We start from the raw sequence: 18,430 nt of genomic DNA, 5'->3' as shown, positions 1-18,430 counted from the left end.
CACTCCTTACACCTGTGGTACTTGGATAGAATGAGTCACCGTTAATTCGTCTTGATCAGTTTCCATTGTGAAAGCAGTAAATGATTCTGTAGATAAAGCACTTCCACCACTAGCCACATTAAAAATAACTGATTTTGCAAATGTCTGTGGAGTTGTTATATCAGAATCAGAACCTTTTATAACCACTTGTAATGTAAGTGTTTGACTTCCTGCTGAATGAGTCCATGAGACACGACTGTCAGAAGGACTTAATCTTACAACTGGTGTACCTGTTTCGTCTTGTAATTCAATATGCTGCCAATTTGATTCAATGTGATTGCGTAAATCTGCATAAGCACTACTTGTTATTTCTGCCATCTCTATCATCCTTTAGGTAAATTATTTGTGTTTCAAGTCTTTCTAATGAACCTACTATCTTTTCTTGTACCTGATTTTGTTTATCTATTTGTTGTGAAAGTTGGATTTCTCTTTGTTTCGCTTCTTTTCGAGTATCAATTAAAAGCCACACGAAAAGTAAACAAAAGATTCCTTGACCTAACAAAGATTCCATTGGAATTTGTGATATGTCCATGAGATCACCTCACTCATAAATATTAAAAAAAAATAAAAAGAGTAGCCAAAACGACTACTCAATCAAAAAGTAGAAATCAAAACATGATTCCTAGGAGGCATATAACAATGTAATACAATACTAAGAGGGGTGTTCCAATCCCCTTTAAACATTCAATAACTTGAACGCTTAAAGCAAGTTGGAATACTCTCTATCACTAGTACATTTTAACGGAAAGTACCGTGAAGTCATTCATATCAAGGGTTTTGCCGTTTTTCTAATTGATTAGCATCCCTTATAGACAATTATCTCTAATTCCTCAAACATAGGTTTATAAAGTGTTTACGCTATTTGGATATGTTCGTTTTGGTAAGAATTTATTGTTTCCCTTAGAGGGCATCGAACTCCATATACCCCTCATATGGCTGAAAGTAAGTCACACCAAAGGATTCAGGCATTTTTTCATTGATTATACTAGACGTTTAGATAAATTTTCATCTTCTGTATCCCCACTGCCACATGGTCTACAAAAAATATCCTAAATCAAAATACCCCATTATGTATAAATACTTTTTCCTTCCTATATGGTGCATTTAAAAAACCATTTTGAGTCCCATAAAATAAGGGAAGTCAATTTATTGGGAATTATGAATGCAGGCATATCAATGGTTTGAAGAGTTTCTAAAACTTCACACCTTTATTCTTCCTTTAGGGTCGAGTTATGGGATCTTCTACAAAGCCCATTATTACTGGCTCTTTAAGCACTGATAAATTTAATTTATTTGAGAATACAGTAGTAGCAAGGCGTAAACGGTTTTCTAAACTTCTAGCATTATTCTTCCTTTAGGGTCGAGTTATGGAATAGTCCATAAAGTCAGTAACACCAACACTTTATAGGATATTGCAAAATCAATTATTTTGAAAATGCCTTAATATCAAGGCATAAACAGTTTTCTAAACTTGGACAAAATGAAACTCATGTTTTATAGGCATATCCATTCAGATAAATACGACCATTTTTTCGGAATAAAAGTTGTTGCTATTCTATTCAGATAAATACCATGAAAAGTCTTAATTAAGCCCCCTACCATTAGGGAACACTTTTAGACCTCTTGAACCGTTGGTATAAGTGGGTTTTGAAAAAAGTTACATCAACATACAGGTAGGTAATAATACCTATTTTAATTTGTATCCTATTAAGATAAATAAGGTTCTATTTCGAACATCTAGTTTTGACCCCTCTCCATATATTGACCAAACTAAACGGCTGGAAGTATTGATACAGTTGAATTTGTATAATGGACTATGTACAAATTTTGTCCAAAATCGGGTGTTTTTTATCCTATTCAGATAAATACGTCCTACTGCGTTACATTTCTTATCCATACAGATAAATATATTCTGCTTATACACGCTCACTTCCTATTCAGATAAATAAATCCTAAATAGGTAGTTCTTCTATCATAAGTACAAAATATCATTAACCTTCATAAATATAGTCATATCAAGAGATATATGGTTTCCTCGTTTCGCTACCACTTACCTATTCAGATAAATACCATTCTATTGCGTCACTTCTATCACTAGTACATTTTTGCAAATGATTTCAAAAAGCCAACAATGACAAGGGTTGAGTAGGGTTTTCTAAATGGTAAAAAATCGAACATCTATCCATTCAGAGAAATACCACCTATTTCGCTAGTTTATCTATTCAGATAAATAAAGTCTGCTTTCCTAAACAGTTTCTTATCACTAGTACAAAATAACAACTTATTCCACAAACATTGTTGTACCAAGGGGGTTGGCGTTTCACCGTTTATACACGCTTACCTATACAGATAAATAAAGTAATCCGTGGTCTTATCACTAGTACAAAATTGCGTTTATCTTTATAAAGCCAATAATGACAACCACTCCAGCGATTTTCTAAAACTTCACATTTATCCTATTCAGATAAATACCAAGTCATTGTTTACATTCCATACAGATAAATAACATTAACTGTTTACATCATCTATCTATTCAGAGAAATACCACAAAACGTCTTAATCTACATCCATACAGAGAAATACCACGTTTCTACTTCACTAGTACAAAATATCTCTAAATCGCTCTAAGCACCGTCATATATACGTTTATAGAAGGTTTCTAAACTTCTACAACCTCTTTAAACCAACTAAACAACTCAGATTCATTTGCACCGATCATTCGATTTATTTCAGAACACTTTATACAAAACGCTGAGTATAAGTAACCCATCCAGTCACCTTTAATTTTATTTTGTTTGTGCCTACCTATAACTTCTCTATACGTCTTCACAAATTCATCTATATAGTCGTATTTAAGCGTTTCTGAGGACTGTTTACGACAGACGATAGATAACCTATGCCAAACCTTATAGATTGTCTCAGCATCGTTAAAATGACTCTTAATGGCATTAACTAATGATTCAGGTACATTGCTTGACACATATTCATGAGTGAGTTCCTTACGTTCTCTTTTATGTTTGGTAGTTTTAAATAGTTTGCTAGTTTTAGGGGATGTCTTTTCCTGCTTTTCGGTTTGTTGTTCTATCGCCTTTTCCGTTTCACAAGGGGTGTCATATTTGTTAAAAATCCAAACGTTTGATGATTGACTATCATTTACCCTTTTCGTTGCATGGACAGACAATAAGCCAAGTTTAATCGCTTTACGTTTGAATCGGTGGAAAGTGGCTTCAGATACTTTGACTTGATCCTTTTCTTCAATGGCAGCCAAAAGTTTGTTGATGGAAATAGTTGATACTCCAAACACTTTGGAGCAGAAACGATATAAACGTTTCAGACATACTAATTCCTTTTTAGTAAAATCATGCTTATACTCTAATAACCATTGTTCTATATTGTTGTTAAAGTCCTTCAAAGAATCAAATTGACTAAATGACTTAAACTGTTCCACTTTTCCGATTAACATGGATATGCCCCCTACCGTATTAAAATAGGACATACTCCACCAATTTCTTGAAATCCATTCTTAAAAAATGTAAAATGGACTTACGCTTAAACTGGCAAGTATGCCAACCGAGGGTTAGAGACCGCCATCTCTAGCCCTCTTTTATTTTGATTAGATGCGATTACCGCTCCCCTTAATTGACATTAATGGACTGTTCGCTCTTGTACGGTCTAAGATTCTTTCGTCTTCCATTGATTGCAAATATCGTTTCGTAATTTGGATATTTTCATGACCAAGTAAGCGAGAGACAGAATACACATCTGAGGATTCCAGCATCTTCTGTGAAAAGTAATGTCTCAGGGTGTGAGGTGAGCATCTTATTGACTCTCTCACCTTTGCTACTTGCCCAGCCTTCCTTACAATGTTCTCAATGGATTCAGGAGTTAATGGCTTACCAGTAAACGATAAGAAATAGTTGTTATGTTCTAAGAGACGATCTTTAAAATAGTGATCCTTCAACCTTTCGTATTTAATCATGAATTTCTTCAAATAAGGGCTAATGAAGGCATACCGCTGCTTTCTGCCTTTTCCATGTATACGGATTGTCGTTTCCATCACATCTATCTCAGTAATATTGCAGAGTTCGGAGTTCCGGCATCCAATGTCACATAGAAACATTAGGATAAGTTTATTACGCCCATTTAAGTAATCTTTGGTGTGGTAGGCATTCAACATTCTTCTGATTTCATCATCATTAAATGTCTTGATTATGGGCATTTCCTCTTTCATCCATTTGATTTTAAGGACAGGGTTTTCATCCTCAGTCAAATATTCTTCTTCCTGACAGTATTTAAAGAACGATCTCAGTTGTTTGTGAATTCCATTGATGTAGGTTTCTTTTCGTCCTTTCTTCTTCAGGAACATGAAATATGTCTTAATGTGTTTGGTAGTGATTTGATCAAGTTTTGTAATTGAGTATTCTTTTTCAAGATAATCGAGCAAACGTTGAACACCATTTTTATAACCCTTAATGCTTTTGTCCGTGTAACCCCTGACTTGAATCTCATAGACAAATTCTTTGTGTAAATCCTCTAACAAAAACAAAAAACTCACCCCCAAGTGTTTTCACACAAGAGAGTGAGTTAAATGTATATCTCAGGTATTCAATTATAAATGTTTGTATATCAGCATTTTTAGAAGTCGATGGATGAACGTTTACCGTAATAATCCCTGTTTTGCCTTGATTTTTCTGTTTCTAGTGTGTCCAGAAACAGAAGTTATTATCATAGCAACAGGGGGTCACGACAATTTTTCTAGAATTGCTTCATCGGCATCCAGGTTGTGATAAACTTCTTGAACGTCGTCATTATCCTCGAGCATATCAATCAGTTTCAACATTTTTTCTACGCCTTCTTCGCCTAGTTCCGTATAGGTTTCAGGAATCATGGTCACTTCACTTGTAGTAAACACATACCCACCAGACTCCAGAGCTTGTTTTACATCAGAAAAAGATTCCGGATCTGTGTAGATCTCAAATTGTTCTTCTGTTGTTTCCATTTCCTCTGCACCGGCTTCTATGACTTCAAGCATTATTTCTTCTTCATCGGCCTCTGTTGTTTCCCGGTCGATGACGAGATAGCCTGAGCGGTTGAACATGAAGGACACGCAGCCGTTTTCCCCTAAATTGCCATCATTTTTATTGAAAGCGTGTCTGACGTCTGCTGCCGTACGGTTTTTATTATCCGTTAACACTTTAACCATGACCGCTACCCCACCAGGACCGTACCCTTCATACGTATATTCCTCATAATTGACACCTTCGAGATCTCCGGTCGCTTTCTTAATGGCGCGATCGATGTTATCTTTCGGCATATTGTTTGATCTTGCTTTATCTACAGCTATACGCAGGGCAGGATTAGTTTCTTGATCGCCGCCTCCTTGTTTCGCCGCCATGAAAATTTCACGAGCAAGCTTCATGAAGAGTTTTCCGCGTTTCGCATCTTGAGCACCTTTTCGATGCTTGATATTACTCCATTTTGAATGGCCAGCCATTGGACATTCTCCTCTCCCAGACAAATCTTATAGTTCCATGTATCTTTGCGTAAGTTCACATACGCACCGGACTCTACTCCCTAATATATCACAATCCCCATTTTTCTTGAAAGCAAACCCTTTGCCCCTATTGTTGATTGAAAAAGTTCCGAAATCTCTGCCTGATTTTATCAGGTGCTTCCGATTCCCTGGCATTGAAGTTTTTCATTTCATCCCAGCTATTGTTATTGGTATAGACAATCAAGTCTTTATCTGTCACTTGCTTTACCTTGGCTTCTATTTTCTCCGGGATTGACTTATCTCTAAGATCATACGGGTTAATCATGACCGCCACGTACATACGTTCATCGGTTGAATAGGCCTGAGTCATCGTAATTTCTTTCAGTTCATTGACTTTCTCCACAACTGCCATGGCATCTTCGTTATTAAAATCATTGTCGTGGGAACGATTGGTTTCGCCATACTTCGCATTTCTGAACTCTTCCTCTGCTGTACGTTTGAAATAACTGTCTTTCCCTGTAGGAATCTGCCCCCTTCTTTCAATCGCTCCATCTTGTGCGTAACCAAGAGGTTGATAAGGGGATGATTCTTCTTCTTTCGGTTCCGCGGTTTCATCCGCCTGACACGCGAACATGAATAACGAGGTCAACATAAGAATACTAACAATTTTCCACATAAAAACATTCTCCTTTTACCCTTACTATGGGTCCAAGAAGAATGTTTTAGTCTGTCAATATTCGCCAAGCTTATTTCGGAGGCGCAGGTGGCATTTGACGTTTGTGTGCGGAGCGCTTGTGCATCGCTTCAATAATATTTCGATCTTCTTCAGGGATTTCTTCCCCTTTCAAATGACGATCAATCATATCATAACTCGTGCCCATTTCGTTCTCATCTGTCTGCCCTTCCCACAATCCTGCACTCGGTTGTTTATGGATCACTTCATCAGGCACACCCAAATATTCAGCCATTTCTCGTACTTCACCTTTAGTGAGGTTGGAAATAGGAACGAGATCCACGCCTCCATCCCCGAACTTCGTGAAGTACCCGGTGTACCATTCGGCTGCATTATCTGTACCGACCACTAAGTATTTATGATTGGTGGCAATTGTATAGAGGGTACTCATTCGTAAGCGGGCTCTTAAATTAGCATCAGCTAACTTTTCTTGTTCTTCATTGAAAGATCCAGCATCGCTCAATTGCTGTTTGATCGTTTGGAACATGACGTTGTGTGTTTCCGTTAAATCAACGGTCATTACTGGAAGATCACATGCTTCCACCACGCTTTTTGCATGCACTTGGTCATCGGATTGACTTTTACATGGCATGATGACACCCAAAGAGTTATCTGGGAATGCTTTCTTTATCAGGTTGGCAACGACAGCGGAATCGATTCCACCACTGACCCCGACGACTAAACCTTCTACATTTGCTTCTTTGACTTTTTCCTGAAGCCAGGATACGATTTTTTCAACTTTCTGTTCCACCGGATTGTTCATCCTTTCACACATATGATATCTAATCATAGCATATGCTCAGCATATCGGACAAACTTCTTCCGGTTTTCCCATGCTTTTTCCAATTTTCTCATATGGCGCGGCATTGACGCTTCTTCTCTCAGGCTTAACCGGTACCCATATAGCCATTCCCTCAAAAGATCAGCCGGGACGAGGACCCCTTTCCACCAAATCTCCTTATCAGTAACATGCGGAAAGTACGGCAACAATGTAGATTTCCTAAGCTCCACGTATGGCAAAAAACGCTGAGCCAATTGAATGTGATCATATAAACGAGGCCCTGTATGCAAAAGGTCAAAATCAATCATTTTTATATTCTTATCGGAACCGACAATGAAGTTATGATGAGCCACGTCTCCATGAAGCCATTCATTACGATCCCAGGCTCTCTCCTCCACTTCCCCCCAGGGATGATCCGTAAAATCTTCCAAACGCTTGCTCATGCAAGCATGTAGTTCCTGGTACATTTCCCGCTTCCGTAACTCTGTGAATAGATCTTTCGTTTCTTCAAATTGTTCTAAGCGCCTTTCCCATTTAACATAGAGTGGATCTTTAGGGACCGACAATACTCCAATTCCTTTGGTTGTTCGATGAAAGTGATGGAGAATACGGACCGCTTGTTTTCGATCCTTATGCCGGCTGAAGTCTGCATGCCTTCCTTCCACACATTCAAATAAAGCCCAGTCACAACCAAGTTTACTGATGGTAAAAACTCGATCATAGAAAGGGTACGGTCTTGCAGCTATTTTATACGCATAATTCCAATGTTCGAAAAACTCCACCTGTTTTTCAATCACATGAAACCGACGGTATCCCTTTAAAATAAATGGCTGGCCGTCATACCGGATTTTGTATACCTTCGGTTTGATGGTCTGTTCATATTCAATCGGGAGCTTTTCCTCTGTTTGCATCCATTGAAAAAGGCGATCCGTGTATGAATCGCCCATTCGATGTTCAGCTTTCATCTACATCATCTTCCCTCCAAGGCTGTTGATATCCTTGGCCCATCTGTTGGGGATCCCACTGCCCCATTTGTTGTGGATATGGTTGACCCCAGCCTTGCTGTGGCTGACCCCATCCCATGTGAGGAGGTTGCTGCGGTCCATAACCCATTGGGTGCTGCATACCCCCATATGGTTGTTGTTCCCATGGCTGCTGAGCGCCGTAAGGAGACTGACCCCACGGTCCCATCATTGGTCCATATGGTTGTTGCTGTCCTCCTTCGCATCCACAGTCACCACCTGCTTGCACGCCTTGGACCATATCATCGCTCGATTCGTCCCCCATCATGGGCTGCTGCATCGGCATTGGCTGTTGGTACATCGGCATATGCATGGGCATCATAACAGGATACGGCGGGCAGCAATAATAGTCTGTGTGAACCAACTGTGGGTGCATGGGTTGTTGCATTGGTTGTTGCATCGGTTGTTGCATCGGTTGTTGCATCGGTTGCATGGGTTGATAATAAGGCTGCTCGAACATAGGAGCTTGTTCCGGAGATTGCATCCCCTTCACTTCTTCCATCTTTTCTCCTTTTACTTCTTCTTTTAAAACCTCTTTTGGTGATTCTTCTTTCGGCTGCGGCATCGGCATTTGAGGAAGGTGGAACGTTGTATAATAATTCTGCATCTGCTGATCGATACTCGGCATGGTAATCGGCATATTCATGTTGATGGGCTGCATCGGCTTCATCGGTTTTTCCATAACACCTTTAGCTACTGGCTTCTTCTCATCTTCTTTAATCTTCGGAATCGGCTTTGGTGTTGTATCTTTATATGGTGGTTGTGAAGGCATTTCCTTCTTAGGTGCGGGTGCTTGTTGTTTAGGCGCCTCTTTTTTAGGAGCCTCTTTTTTCACTTGCTTCGTACCTTGAGGGACTTTGATTTTCATACCCGGCATAATCATATCAGGATTGGAAAGCTGGGTATTCATGGATTTCAACTGTTCAAAGTCGACCCCGTATTTCTTGGCAATGTTCCAGAGTGTATCTCCTTTTTGTACAATGTGAATTCTCACATCTGCAACTCCCTTCCTGTAATTCTGTAAAAACAATAAGGCAATAATAGCTTCATAACACTCTATGCAACACAAGCCAAAACATTGATGAAAAAGCCTATAATAATTTGATAAAAAATATAAACAAACCCCAGAATCCCTATTAACAAAGGGATTCTGGGGTTATGAGGGCCAAGCTTATTTCACAGGGGTCGGTACATCTACTTGGTAACTCGGATAAGTTCCGAGCACCTTCAACTGACACCCTAACGCTTCAAGTTCTGCCTGTACGCCTGGAAATAGCACGTGATCGTATGGTTGATCGACATCTATCAAGAAAAAGTAGTTACCAAGACCGGTCTTCAGAGGCCTGGATTCGATTTTGGATAAGTTCATTTTTCTCCATGCAAAGGCTGCGAGTACTTGATGCAGGGCGCCGACATAATCCTTCGGCAGTGTAACCATCACTGTCGTTTTATGTTTCGTTATAGGATGATCCTTTACTTTTAAAGTAGTCGGGACCTTCTGAACGACCGCAAACCGCGTATGGTTATTGTCATAGTCATGGATGTCAGTATCCATAAACCTTAACCCGTTTTGCTCTGCCGCTAAATGATTGGCAATGGCAGCGACACCTGCCCCTTCACTTGCTACCACTTCCGCCGCTTTCCCAGTCGAGGCTGTGTATTCAACTTCAGCTTTTGGGTACTTTGTGTGCAGGTACTGGTGACACTGGGCTATGGCATGGCTGTGTGAATAAACTTTTTTGATTTCCCCTTTATGATCCGGGTGGACGAGGAGGTGTTGTTTAATTGGGACCGTTAACTCTGCAATAATCGATTGGTTGACGTGATGCACGAGGTAATCCACCGTCAAGTGTACGGAGCCTTCGATCGCATTTTCAATCGGGACAACGGCTGTACTGATTTCCCCTGCCTCTACCGCGTCCAGGCAGGCAGGAATGTTCTCGTAACCGATGAACTCTCCACCTTCAAACAAAGCATCCACTGCCATTTTTGTAAACGTACCCTTTGGTCCTAAATATCCGATCCGTTGTTCCGTCATGATTTCCCCTCCAATTAAGCTCCCGTACTTAAAATCTCTACACGATCTACAAAATCTAACTTGTGCAGCTGCTGCAACAGTTTTTCTATGCTGTCTTCCATTCCGGAAGTATTCAAAGAGAGCGTCACATTGGCTTTCCCTTGAAGAGGTATTGTCTGATGGATGGTCAAAACATTACACCCCGACTTAGCAACCGTCATTAACAAATTCGACAACGTTCCTTTTCGATCTTCAAGATGAAAGAACAAAGTAATCATTTGCTCCTTGACCATCGCCTGAAAAGGAAAAACAGCATCTCTATATTTATAAAAAGCACTACGGGATAAACCCACTTGCTGAACAGCCTCAAAAATGGACTCAACTTTACCCCGCTCTAATAATTCTTTCGCTTCAATGGTCTTCATCATAGCTTCAGGAAGAATGTCGCTACGGACTAAATAAAATTTCTCATTGTAATCCGCCATGAAAAATCCTCCCCTTTAATCGACAAACTCAAATTCATAATCCATCAATCTTACCGTATCGCCATCTTTCGCTCCGCGTTTTCTGAGCGCTTCATCCACACCCATACTCCGCATTTGTCGTGCAAACCGGTTGATGGATTGGTCATGGGAGAAGTCTGTTCTCTTGAACAGGGATTCAATTTTTTCCCCATAAAGGACATAGGCACCGTCATCATCACGCGTAATCTTAAATGGTGCTTCTTCTTTTTCATATTTGTAGATGACCCGCTCGTCCACTTCTTCGACCTGTTCTTCCTGTTTCGGAATTTCATCCAGTTTATCCGCGACGGCATATAACAATTCATCCAACCCGTCCCGTGTAACGGTAGAGATGGAATAAATGGGAATGTCATCATTCCCCAGCTGCTCCTTGAACAGTTCTAAATTTTCTTTTGCATCAGGAATATCCATCTTATTCGCGACAATGATTTGTGGACGGTTTTCCAACCGTTGATCATAAGACGATAATTCATTATTGATCGTTACATAATCCTCATATGGATCGCGGCCTTCCATTCCAGACATATCAATGACATGCAGCAGCAAACGCGTCCGCTCTACATGGCGCAGGAATTGATGACCAAGACCGACGCCTTCATGCGCTCCTTCGATAAGCCCAGGAAGATCGGCCATAACAAAACTACGATGGTCCTGACTTTCCACCACCCCAAGGTTTGGAGAAAGAGTAGTGAAATGATAATCCGCAATTTTCGGTTTTGCTGCGGTTACGACGGATAGGAATGTTGATTTACCGACACTCGGAAAACCGACCAATCCGACATCGGCCAACAGTTTCAATTCGACGACGACATCAAGCTCTTCGCCTGGCTCTCCATTTTCAGCGATTTCAGGAGCGGGATTCCTTGCTGTAGCGAAACGCGCATTTCCACGGCCCCCGCGCCCACCTTTAGCGATGACCGCTCTTTGTTTATGGTCCGTCAAATCAGCGATGACTTTATCAGTCTCCGCATCTTTCACAGTCGTACCCGGAGGAACACTGACAACCAATGGATCAGCATTCTTCCCATGCTGTTTCTGGTTCATCCCGTTTTCACCTTTAGCCGCTTTAAAATGGTGTTGATATCTGAAGTCCATCAACGTGTTGAGACCTTCATCGACTTCAAAAATGACATCGCCGCCATTTCCACCATCACCACCAGCAGGTCCACCTCGTGGTACAAATTTTTCACGGCGATAAGCTACAAGACCATTTCCACCGTCTCCACCTTTTACAAATACTTTCACCTGATCGACAAACATGTCTATTCACCTCTTCATTCTATTGTCATTTCAATAGAAAGTTCTTTACTGTCAAAAATCGTTGCAATAAATCCTTCTTCGTTGAGCCTCTCTTTCAAACGGTCCGGCTCATGAAATAGACCATCCCATTCCCAGCTCAATCCAAGCGTATCCTGACCACCTACATAGATGGTACATGTACCTTCATAAAGTTCTTCATTTCCAATATGTCCATCCATGATTTCAATCATCCGTTTTCCATAAGCCAACAATGTATGATCATGACGGGATAAATCAACTTCTCCCCTTATGAAATACCGCAGTCGGTAGGTCTTATGTACCCAATTAAAAGAAAGAAGCCATAAAGGAAATTGTAGCGCATCACTGTTCAATAATTTCCGTTCTTCTTCCGCCTCTTCTTTAATTTCTTCCATTTGTGAAAGCAAGCGGTCCTGTTTTCCAAGGGTAGCGTAACCTTGAAGCAATTGAATTTGATTCATCCAGTCATGACGCTTATGTCTGAGCAACGCAATAATTTCTTTTTCTTCCATCCTTTCAGCTCCCTCGTTCAACCCATAATAATAAAAAGTATAGCAAAAATTCAAGGAAACAAAAAACCTAAGCTTATAGGTTCCGTTACATTTACGCAGGTGAATGGAGGTCAGAATAAACCCATTGATCTTGCATGGGTTAAATTGGACTACAGAATCTCTCTCCCCACACGAACGAGTAAAGATCCTTGTCAAACCTGCTAAATAAAAAAATGAACTTGAGGATATAAAAAAAGCCGCGCTTATGCGAAAAGCAAAGCGCGGCTTTTTTGCTGATGGACTATTCGCTTACGCTTCCTGTGCTACAGGATAAACGCTGACTTTTTTACGGTTACGTCCGTAACGTTCGAATTTTACAACACCGTCCACTTTCGCGAACAATGTGTCGTCTCCACCACGGCCAACGTTCGCACCAGGGTACACCTTTGTACCGCGTTGACGGTAAAGGATGGAACCAGCAGTTGCTTGTTGTCCGTCTGCACGTTTAGCTCCAAGACGTTTGGACTCAGAGTCACGACCGTTTTTTGTACTACCTACACCCTTCTTCTGGGCGAAAAACTGCAAATCAAGACGTAGCATGAGTCTTCACCTCCTTATCGTTGGGATATTTTCATATATTGATCGTATTCTTGTTCAATCGTTTCCAAGGACACCTGCATGCCTTCTAATAAGGTTTGAGCTTTTGAATGAATGGATTCATCCAGATCTTCAGGAAGAGTGATTTTTAAATAACCACCTTCACCACCTTGTTCGACATCAGGTTCGAATCCACAAAGGCTGATAACGGCATTGACAGCACCGAACGAAACAGCCGATACGGCTGCACAAACGAGATCATGACCATAAGGGCCACTCTCCGCATGTCCGGAAATTTCAAAGCCTGTAATTTCTCCTTGTGAGCGAAACATCGATACTTGTATCATCGTTACGAACCTTACGCGTTGATTTCTTCAACGACAAGTTTCGTATACGGCTGACGATGACCTTGTTTGCGCTTGTAGTTCTTTTTAGGCTTGTATTTGAAGACAGTCAATTTCTTCTGAAGGCCTTGTTTTTCAACTTTAGCTGTTACAGAAGCACCGTCAACGTATGGAGCACCAACTTTCGTGTTATCTCCACCTACGAAAAGAACTTTGTCAAAAGTGATAGACTCACCAGCTTCTACGTCCATTTTTTCAACATAGATCTCCTGGCCTTTTTCTACTTTTACCTGCTTACCACCAGTTTCAATAATTGCGTACATACTTGCACCTCCTCAATATACTCAGACTCGCCATTCAGGTACCGGAAATCGGTTTTAAAACCTGTTCTGTGCGGTTGTAGCAACGGAGTGCTACTAGAATAACAAAACAATGTTACCACAGATCAAAACAAGTTGTCAACATGATATCCGCGACGCTGAACAGCTTCCCGGATCATGTCATAAGACCCTTCAAGCTCTATTTGATAGCCAGAGATGTCAGCATCCTGCCTAACAAACAGCTCCTGTGGAATTTTACTAGAAATCGGCTCAGAAAGCAATTGTTTTTTGCAATCCATGAAATTCGGATGCACAGCGATCATCAAAGCCTCGGCTTCCCTCTTTTTAAGAAGCTCCCTTTCTAAACGGTAAACGGCCGTCTCATCCGTAAAATTCACTTCCCTGGGGTGGGTTAATAACGAAGGGAGACTGGCGTTTTCCCTTTTCCGCGTCATTTCTAAAAGTCCCAATTTAGTCATTCCGAACACATTCGTCTTTGTAGGATCCTTTTTCACAAGATCTCTCATTTCTGAGACGAGTTTTTTCTCTTTATTCTCATTTTTCATGGAAATGAAATCAATAAGAATGATGCCCGATAAATTTCTTAAACGAATCTGTTTTTGAATTTCTTTTGCTGCTGCTCTATTGACATCAAGGGCCTGGGAGTTTGCAAAAGAGCTCCCTTTTATCTTATGGCTATTGACATCGATGACTGTCATCGCTTCCGTTTCTTCGATGACTAAGCTGACCCCATTACTCAACTCAACAAGAGGATTGATGAGTTGCTCCTGAAGACGCGCCAAGGATACAGGTAGATTTCTTTCCACATCACTTTCCCAGCGGATACGTTCTGCCATAGAAGGAAACTTTTTCTTCAAACGTTTAGAGGTGCTCGCTTCATCAATGAGCACTTCTTGAATGGTCGTCGCTGGAAATTTACGAAGGAATGCATCAGGAATGCTCGGCTCACTCCATAAACAACAAGGTTGATTAACGTTATTTTGTACCATCGTTTCCCACTCCACCCGGAGGCCTCTCAGCTCTTCGATAACGGTCTCGGGAGCAACGTCTCCAGCTGCCGTTCGTATGATACATCCTTCAGGACTTTCCAATTCCTGCTCCAACCGCCACTCCAGCTCAGCTCTTTTCTCGACTTCCAGCTTTCGTGATATCGAAAGTTTCCCTTGAGCAAAAGGTTGATAAACGGTGTACAACCCGGGCACAGTCACGTCAGCGGTCAGTGCAGCACCTTTGTTCCCCACAGGTTCCTTTATTGCTTGTACAACAACTCTCTGCCCTTCACTCAATGCAGTTGATAAATTCCCTTCGCACCATGGAACCATATCCTTCCTTAGAAAACCTGATCGATCCGCTCCTATGTCAATAAAGGCTGCATCCAAACCTTGATCCACACGTTCTACTTTACCTAAAAAAATAGAGCCCGTGAGCTTTTCAGCACCGGGCCGGTCGATAACATATTCATGGATTTCCCCATTTTCAATGACCACTCCCGATTTTTCAGCTGCCTTTGTATGTAAAACTAATTTTCTCATGTCATCCCTCGTCATATAGCGATTTCAGCAATGTCCCGTACTTTTAAATGCGGCTTTTTTTGTTCAAAAAAAGCCCGGAGACACTCTTGTTCATCTACTATATAGAAAGGATTCGAATGTTTCAATACATACTTGTGGCGCCGGTTGGAGTGGATGTTCTTCAGCACATCACGGACAAGCGTTTCTTGATGTACGTTTACGTATTTGATTTTCAATGTTTCCCTGTCTTGATACGTGCAATAAAGGAGATAACGCATCATCGTGTAAGACTTCCGTTTCCATTCCAGGATGTTCTCAATAAATAAAAAGGCGGTGAGAAGGATAGCCGCTAACGTCCAACGCCCCTCCATAAACATCCAAAAGCCAGCAACTGTCATGAAAAGAAGTGAAAGGCAGAGCGCTACAACTAGACTAACCCTGAATGCAAAGAAACGATTTAATAAGTAAAAGAGCAACTTCCCCCCGTCCAACGGCCAAACCGGGAGCATGTTAAAAAGAAAAATTAACCCATTATAAAAAAAGGCGGCATCTAATAAAGGGTGAACGCCTATCATGGATTGAATGGTCTTGAGTAAGACGAAGATCCACAAATGCTGAAAAGGACCGGCCATGACTACTAACATCTGCTCCCGGAAGGGCCTTGTGTTGTGCTCTTCGCTCACGACAGCCCCGCCGAACAGCCAGATTTCCATTTTTTCCACACGCCATTTGAACCGTTTTGCCATAAGGAAATGGGCCAGCTCATGAACAAACACGATAGAAAACAAAACGATAAATTCATAAATCGCCCCTGTCAATAGAGCAGAAAGAGCGAGCAAAAAGAAGAGGGGGTGGACATGGATATGGTCGTGAAATTTAAGGACCTTCATTCACTTTGATCACCTGTACTGGATCTAGGAATGTATTGTCTTTTTCAATGGCGAAGAAAAATTCAGCTGCCTGCCCCTCTTCCGCTTTCACGGATCCCAAATCCTTTTGCGATTGGACATGTTCATATAAATGGACATCAATGGAGGATAAATATCCGTACGTGGTTTTCGTTCCATCTTCGTGCTGTAAAACCACCGTCTTCCCTGAATCCGGGTCATTGCCTGCAAAAATGACGGTTCCTTCTCGCACCGCTTTTACTTGAGATCCATTTTCCGTTGTTAAAATAATCCCCTTCCCATCATTTTGGAATGGAGTCGTCACGGTTCCATTTACAGGCATGGCAAGAGGTTCTTGATCCGCTTCATCATCCGGCTGGATGACTTGTAAAGGATCGCCGAAACGGTCGCTGTACCATGCCGTTACTTTGGCAAAAGGAAATTCTTCCTGCATTTGGCTGACTGCCCAATCGCCCGGTACTTTCACAACAGCGAGGTCGGTATTTTTCCCTAAGGCTACGACGGCAAAAAGTAAGACAGCGAATAACACCTGTATGCCTAAACGAGACACAGCACTTGACTGACCTTCCTTCTTCACCGGTTTATGGCCATAATTATTAACCAGTGGGGGATAGCCATGCATTTCTTCATCCTGGGGTGGAGAGAAACCTCCAGGCGGGCTTGTCCCCTGACTATGCATTTTTCTCTTTTTACGATCGGCTATATTCTTGCGTACATCACGTATGTTCTTTTTCACAACCAAACCCCTCTCTACGTCTTTTTCTATCAGTCTATGGGACAAGGAGGAGGTTTATTAATTCAAAATAAAAAAACCTGCCACAAGGTGTGACAGGTGAAACCACGATCTTTATGTTCGCATGCCGAAGAATTTCTTCACTTTCGCAAGAACGCCTCGTTCTTCATCAAGCTTCATAAGGGGGACCGTTTCCCCTAGAATTCTTCTTGCAATGTTTCGATAAGCAAGAGAAGCTTTGGAATTAGGCTTCATAGCCACAGGCTCTCCACTATTGGATGCTTTAATAACGGCATCATCATCAATAACGATGCCCAATAGATCAATAGACAGGACATTGACGATTTCATCAACATCAAGCATGTCCCCGTTCTTCATCATATGATTCCGGATACGGTTGATCACAAGCTTCGGAGATTCCATTTCTTCCTGCTCCAAAAGTCCAATAATCCGGTCTGCATCACGGACGCTTGATTTTTCAGGAGTCGTTACTACAATCGCCTTATCCGCACCTGCGACCGCATTTTTATACCCTTGCTCGATCCCGGCCGGACAATCGATGACGACATAATCGTACTCCTGCTTCAATTCCTGAACAATGGCTTTGACCGCTTCCGGAGTTACTTCAGATTTATCTGAGGTCTGGGCCGCTGGAAGCAAATGAAGGCAATCAAAACGCTTATCCGTAATTAAGGCCTGTTTCGTTTTACAGCGTTCGTTTACGACATCGACAATGTCATAGATGATGCGGTTTTCAAGACCCATCACGACATCCAAGTTTCTGAGACCGATATCAGTATCAACGAGACACACCTTCTTTTTCTGCAAGGCCAAAGCGGTCCCCAGGTTCGCAGTAGTTGTCGTTTTTCCGACCCCTCCCTTTCCAGAGGTAATGACTATCGCTTCACCCATTGATCATTCTCCTTTCAAAACTAACCAGATCCGGTCTCTTTTTTACAACCTCTTGTATTCGATCGATACGGATTTTCTCCATGGATTCATCAATGAATCCACATTCCATATACACACCCTCAGATTCATAGTCCGGCGAACGACTTAATTGATCGGCAATCCTTAGTTGGCTCGGCTGCATGTAAGAAGATGCAATCACCGCATCCGTATCCCCTTCAAATCCTGCATGCGCAATTCCGCGCAAACTCCCCATGACAAAAATGTTGCCCGTGGCTTTGATTTGTCCACCTGGATTCACATCACCAATCAAAAGTAGATCTCCCTTGACTTCAACCAACTGTCCGGATCGGACGGTTTTAGCGACGGGGGTGATTTCCGTATTCTCTTTCCACTCAAGTGCTTCCTTTTTCGTCAAAACATCCGACTCGATTTTCTCAACGACGAGTTTCTGCTTTTCCCGTACAACCTCTGTGAGCTTTTCTTTTTGTTCTTCAGTCAAATACCTGTTGCCAAGCTTAATCGTCACACGGATCATCGGATGTTCATCTGTCAGTCCGTTCATTGACAATTGGTTTTGCAATTCTTTTAAAAGGGATGAGAAGGAACATTGATCATCCAAATGCAATGTCAGACCGTCTCTTGTTCCTTTAATCATCACCTTCTGTACATTAGCAGCCATAGTCTCTTTCACCTCAAACCTCAAAC

At 41.6% G+C, this 18,430-nt stretch carries 21 protein-coding genes and 1 other annotated feature; all 21 genes read right to left on the bottom strand.

Annotated elements, in window-relative coordinates; translation table 11 throughout:
• Positions 1-6 precede the first annotated feature (6 nt).
• Complete coding sequence (locus tag ACQ4XT_RS11455; protein WP_446853782.1) at positions 7-357, bottom strand: hypothetical protein; 351 nt, start codon at positions 355-357, stop codon at positions 7-9.
• Entirely contained in the window at positions 338-571 is a 234-nt protein-coding gene (locus ACQ4XT_RS11450) for a BhlA/UviB family holin-like peptide (RefSeq protein ID WP_446853781.1), read from the bottom strand. The genes ACQ4XT_RS11455 and ACQ4XT_RS11450 overlap by 20 nt, the downstream gene beginning before the upstream one ends.
• 2,127 nt (positions 572-2,698) lie before the next feature.
• Positions 2,699-3,502, bottom strand: a complete 804-nt coding sequence (locus tag ACQ4XT_RS11445) for a hypothetical protein (RefSeq protein WP_446853780.1) — start codon at positions 3,500-3,502, stop codon at positions 2,699-2,701.
• A 150-nt stretch (positions 3,503-3,652) separates the two neighbouring features.
• Positions 3,653-4,585, bottom strand: coding sequence for a tyrosine-type recombinase/integrase (locus ACQ4XT_RS11440; RefSeq protein WP_446853779.1), 933 nt, complete (start codon positions 4,583-4,585; stop codon positions 3,653-3,655).
• Between the two features lie 195 nt (positions 4,586-4,780).
• On the bottom strand, positions 4,781-5,533 hold the full coding sequence (locus ACQ4XT_RS11435) for a YebC/PmpR family DNA-binding transcriptional regulator (RefSeq protein ID WP_446853778.1): 753 nt from the start codon (positions 5,531-5,533) through the stop codon (positions 4,781-4,783).
• 127 nt (positions 5,534-5,660) lie between these two features.
• On the bottom strand, positions 5,661-6,209 hold the full coding sequence (locus ACQ4XT_RS11430; RefSeq protein WP_226591197.1) for a YhcN/YlaJ family sporulation lipoprotein: 549 nt from the start codon (positions 6,207-6,209) through the stop codon (positions 5,661-5,663).
• Between the two features lie 70 nt (positions 6,210-6,279).
• Positions 6,280-7,017 (bottom strand): NAD(+) synthase, encoded by a 738-nt coding sequence (gene nadE / locus ACQ4XT_RS11425; RefSeq protein ID WP_446853777.1) that lies wholly within the window; start codon positions 7,015-7,017, stop codon positions 6,280-6,282.
• Between the two features lie 35 nt (positions 7,018-7,052).
• Entirely contained in the window at positions 7,053-8,012 is a 960-nt protein-coding gene (locus ACQ4XT_RS11420; protein ID WP_446853776.1) for a phosphotransferase, read from the bottom strand.
• Complete coding sequence (safA, locus tag ACQ4XT_RS11415) at positions 8,002-9,063, bottom strand: SafA/ExsA family spore coat assembly protein (RefSeq protein ID WP_446853775.1); 1,062 nt, start codon at positions 9,061-9,063, stop codon at positions 8,002-8,004. The genes ACQ4XT_RS11420 and safA overlap by 11 nt, the downstream gene beginning before the upstream one ends.
• Before the next feature lie 177 nt (positions 9,064-9,240).
• Positions 9,241-10,107, bottom strand: a complete 867-nt coding sequence (pheA, locus tag ACQ4XT_RS11410; RefSeq protein ID WP_446853774.1) for a prephenate dehydratase — start codon at positions 10,105-10,107, stop codon at positions 9,241-9,243.
• 14 nt (positions 10,108-10,121) lie between these two features.
• Entirely contained in the window at positions 10,122-10,571 is a 450-nt protein-coding gene (gene thrR / locus ACQ4XT_RS11405) for a transcriptional regulator ThrR (protein ID WP_206945807.1), read from the bottom strand.
• A gap of 15 nt (positions 10,572-10,586) precedes the next feature.
• A complete protein-coding gene (obgE, locus tag ACQ4XT_RS11400; RefSeq protein WP_446853773.1) occupies positions 10,587-11,870 on the bottom strand; it encodes a GTPase ObgE in 1,284 nt (427 codons plus the stop codon).
• A 14-nt stretch (positions 11,871-11,884) separates the two neighbouring features.
• The gene (locus ACQ4XT_RS11395; RefSeq protein ID WP_446853772.1) at positions 11,885-12,400 is read right to left on the bottom strand and encodes a Spo0B domain-containing protein; all 516 of its coding nucleotides are present in this window, start codon (positions 12,398-12,400) and stop codon (positions 11,885-11,887) included.
• 288 nt (positions 12,401-12,688) lie between these two features.
• Positions 12,689-12,979, bottom strand: a complete 291-nt coding sequence (rpmA, locus tag ACQ4XT_RS11390) for a 50S ribosomal protein L27 (RefSeq protein WP_035509352.1) — start codon at positions 12,977-12,979, stop codon at positions 12,689-12,691.
• A 14-nt stretch (positions 12,980-12,993) separates the two neighbouring features.
• Positions 12,994-13,323: a ribosomal-processing cysteine protease Prp gene (locus ACQ4XT_RS11385; RefSeq protein ID WP_446853771.1), complete on the bottom strand. Its 330-nt coding sequence runs from the start codon at positions 13,321-13,323 to the stop codon at positions 12,994-12,996.
• 11 nt (positions 13,324-13,334) lie between these two features.
• Entirely contained in the window at positions 13,335-13,643 is a 309-nt protein-coding gene (gene rplU / locus ACQ4XT_RS11380) for a 50S ribosomal protein L21 (protein WP_226591213.1), read from the bottom strand.
• Between the two features lie 13 nt (positions 13,644-13,656).
• Positions 13,657-13,729: a sequence feature (ribosomal protein L21 leader region), on the bottom strand.
• A gap of 36 nt (positions 13,730-13,765) precedes the next feature.
• Complete coding sequence (locus ACQ4XT_RS11375; protein WP_446853770.1) at positions 13,766-15,193, bottom strand: ribonuclease E/G; 1,428 nt, start codon at positions 15,191-15,193, stop codon at positions 13,766-13,768.
• Positions 15,194-15,204: 11 nt separating this feature from the next.
• Positions 15,205-16,062 carry a site-2 protease family protein gene (locus ACQ4XT_RS11370; protein WP_446853769.1) on the bottom strand — a complete coding sequence of 286 codons (858 nt, stop codon included), beginning with the start codon at positions 16,060-16,062 and terminating at the stop codon, positions 15,205-15,207.
• Positions 16,049-16,816: a peptidoglycan DD-metalloendopeptidase family protein gene (locus tag ACQ4XT_RS11365; RefSeq protein ID WP_446853768.1), complete on the bottom strand. Its 768-nt coding sequence runs from the start codon at positions 16,814-16,816 to the stop codon at positions 16,049-16,051. Before ACQ4XT_RS11365 ends, ACQ4XT_RS11370 begins: the two co-directional genes overlap by 14 nt.
• 111 nt (positions 16,817-16,927) lie before the next feature.
• On the bottom strand, positions 16,928-17,725 hold the full coding sequence (minD, locus tag ACQ4XT_RS11360; RefSeq protein ID WP_226591224.1) for a septum site-determining protein MinD: 798 nt from the start codon (positions 17,723-17,725) through the stop codon (positions 16,928-16,930).
• Positions 17,718-18,404: a septum site-determining protein MinC gene (minC, locus tag ACQ4XT_RS11355; protein ID WP_446853767.1), complete on the bottom strand. Its 687-nt coding sequence runs from the start codon at positions 18,402-18,404 to the stop codon at positions 17,718-17,720. Before minC ends, minD begins: the two co-directional genes overlap by 8 nt.
• Positions 18,405-18,430: the final 26 nt, after the last annotated feature.

The sequence above is a fragment of the Halobacillus sp. 12SKB genome, assembly GCF_052941655.1.
This window is presented reverse-complemented; position numbering and strand designations above follow the sequence as displayed.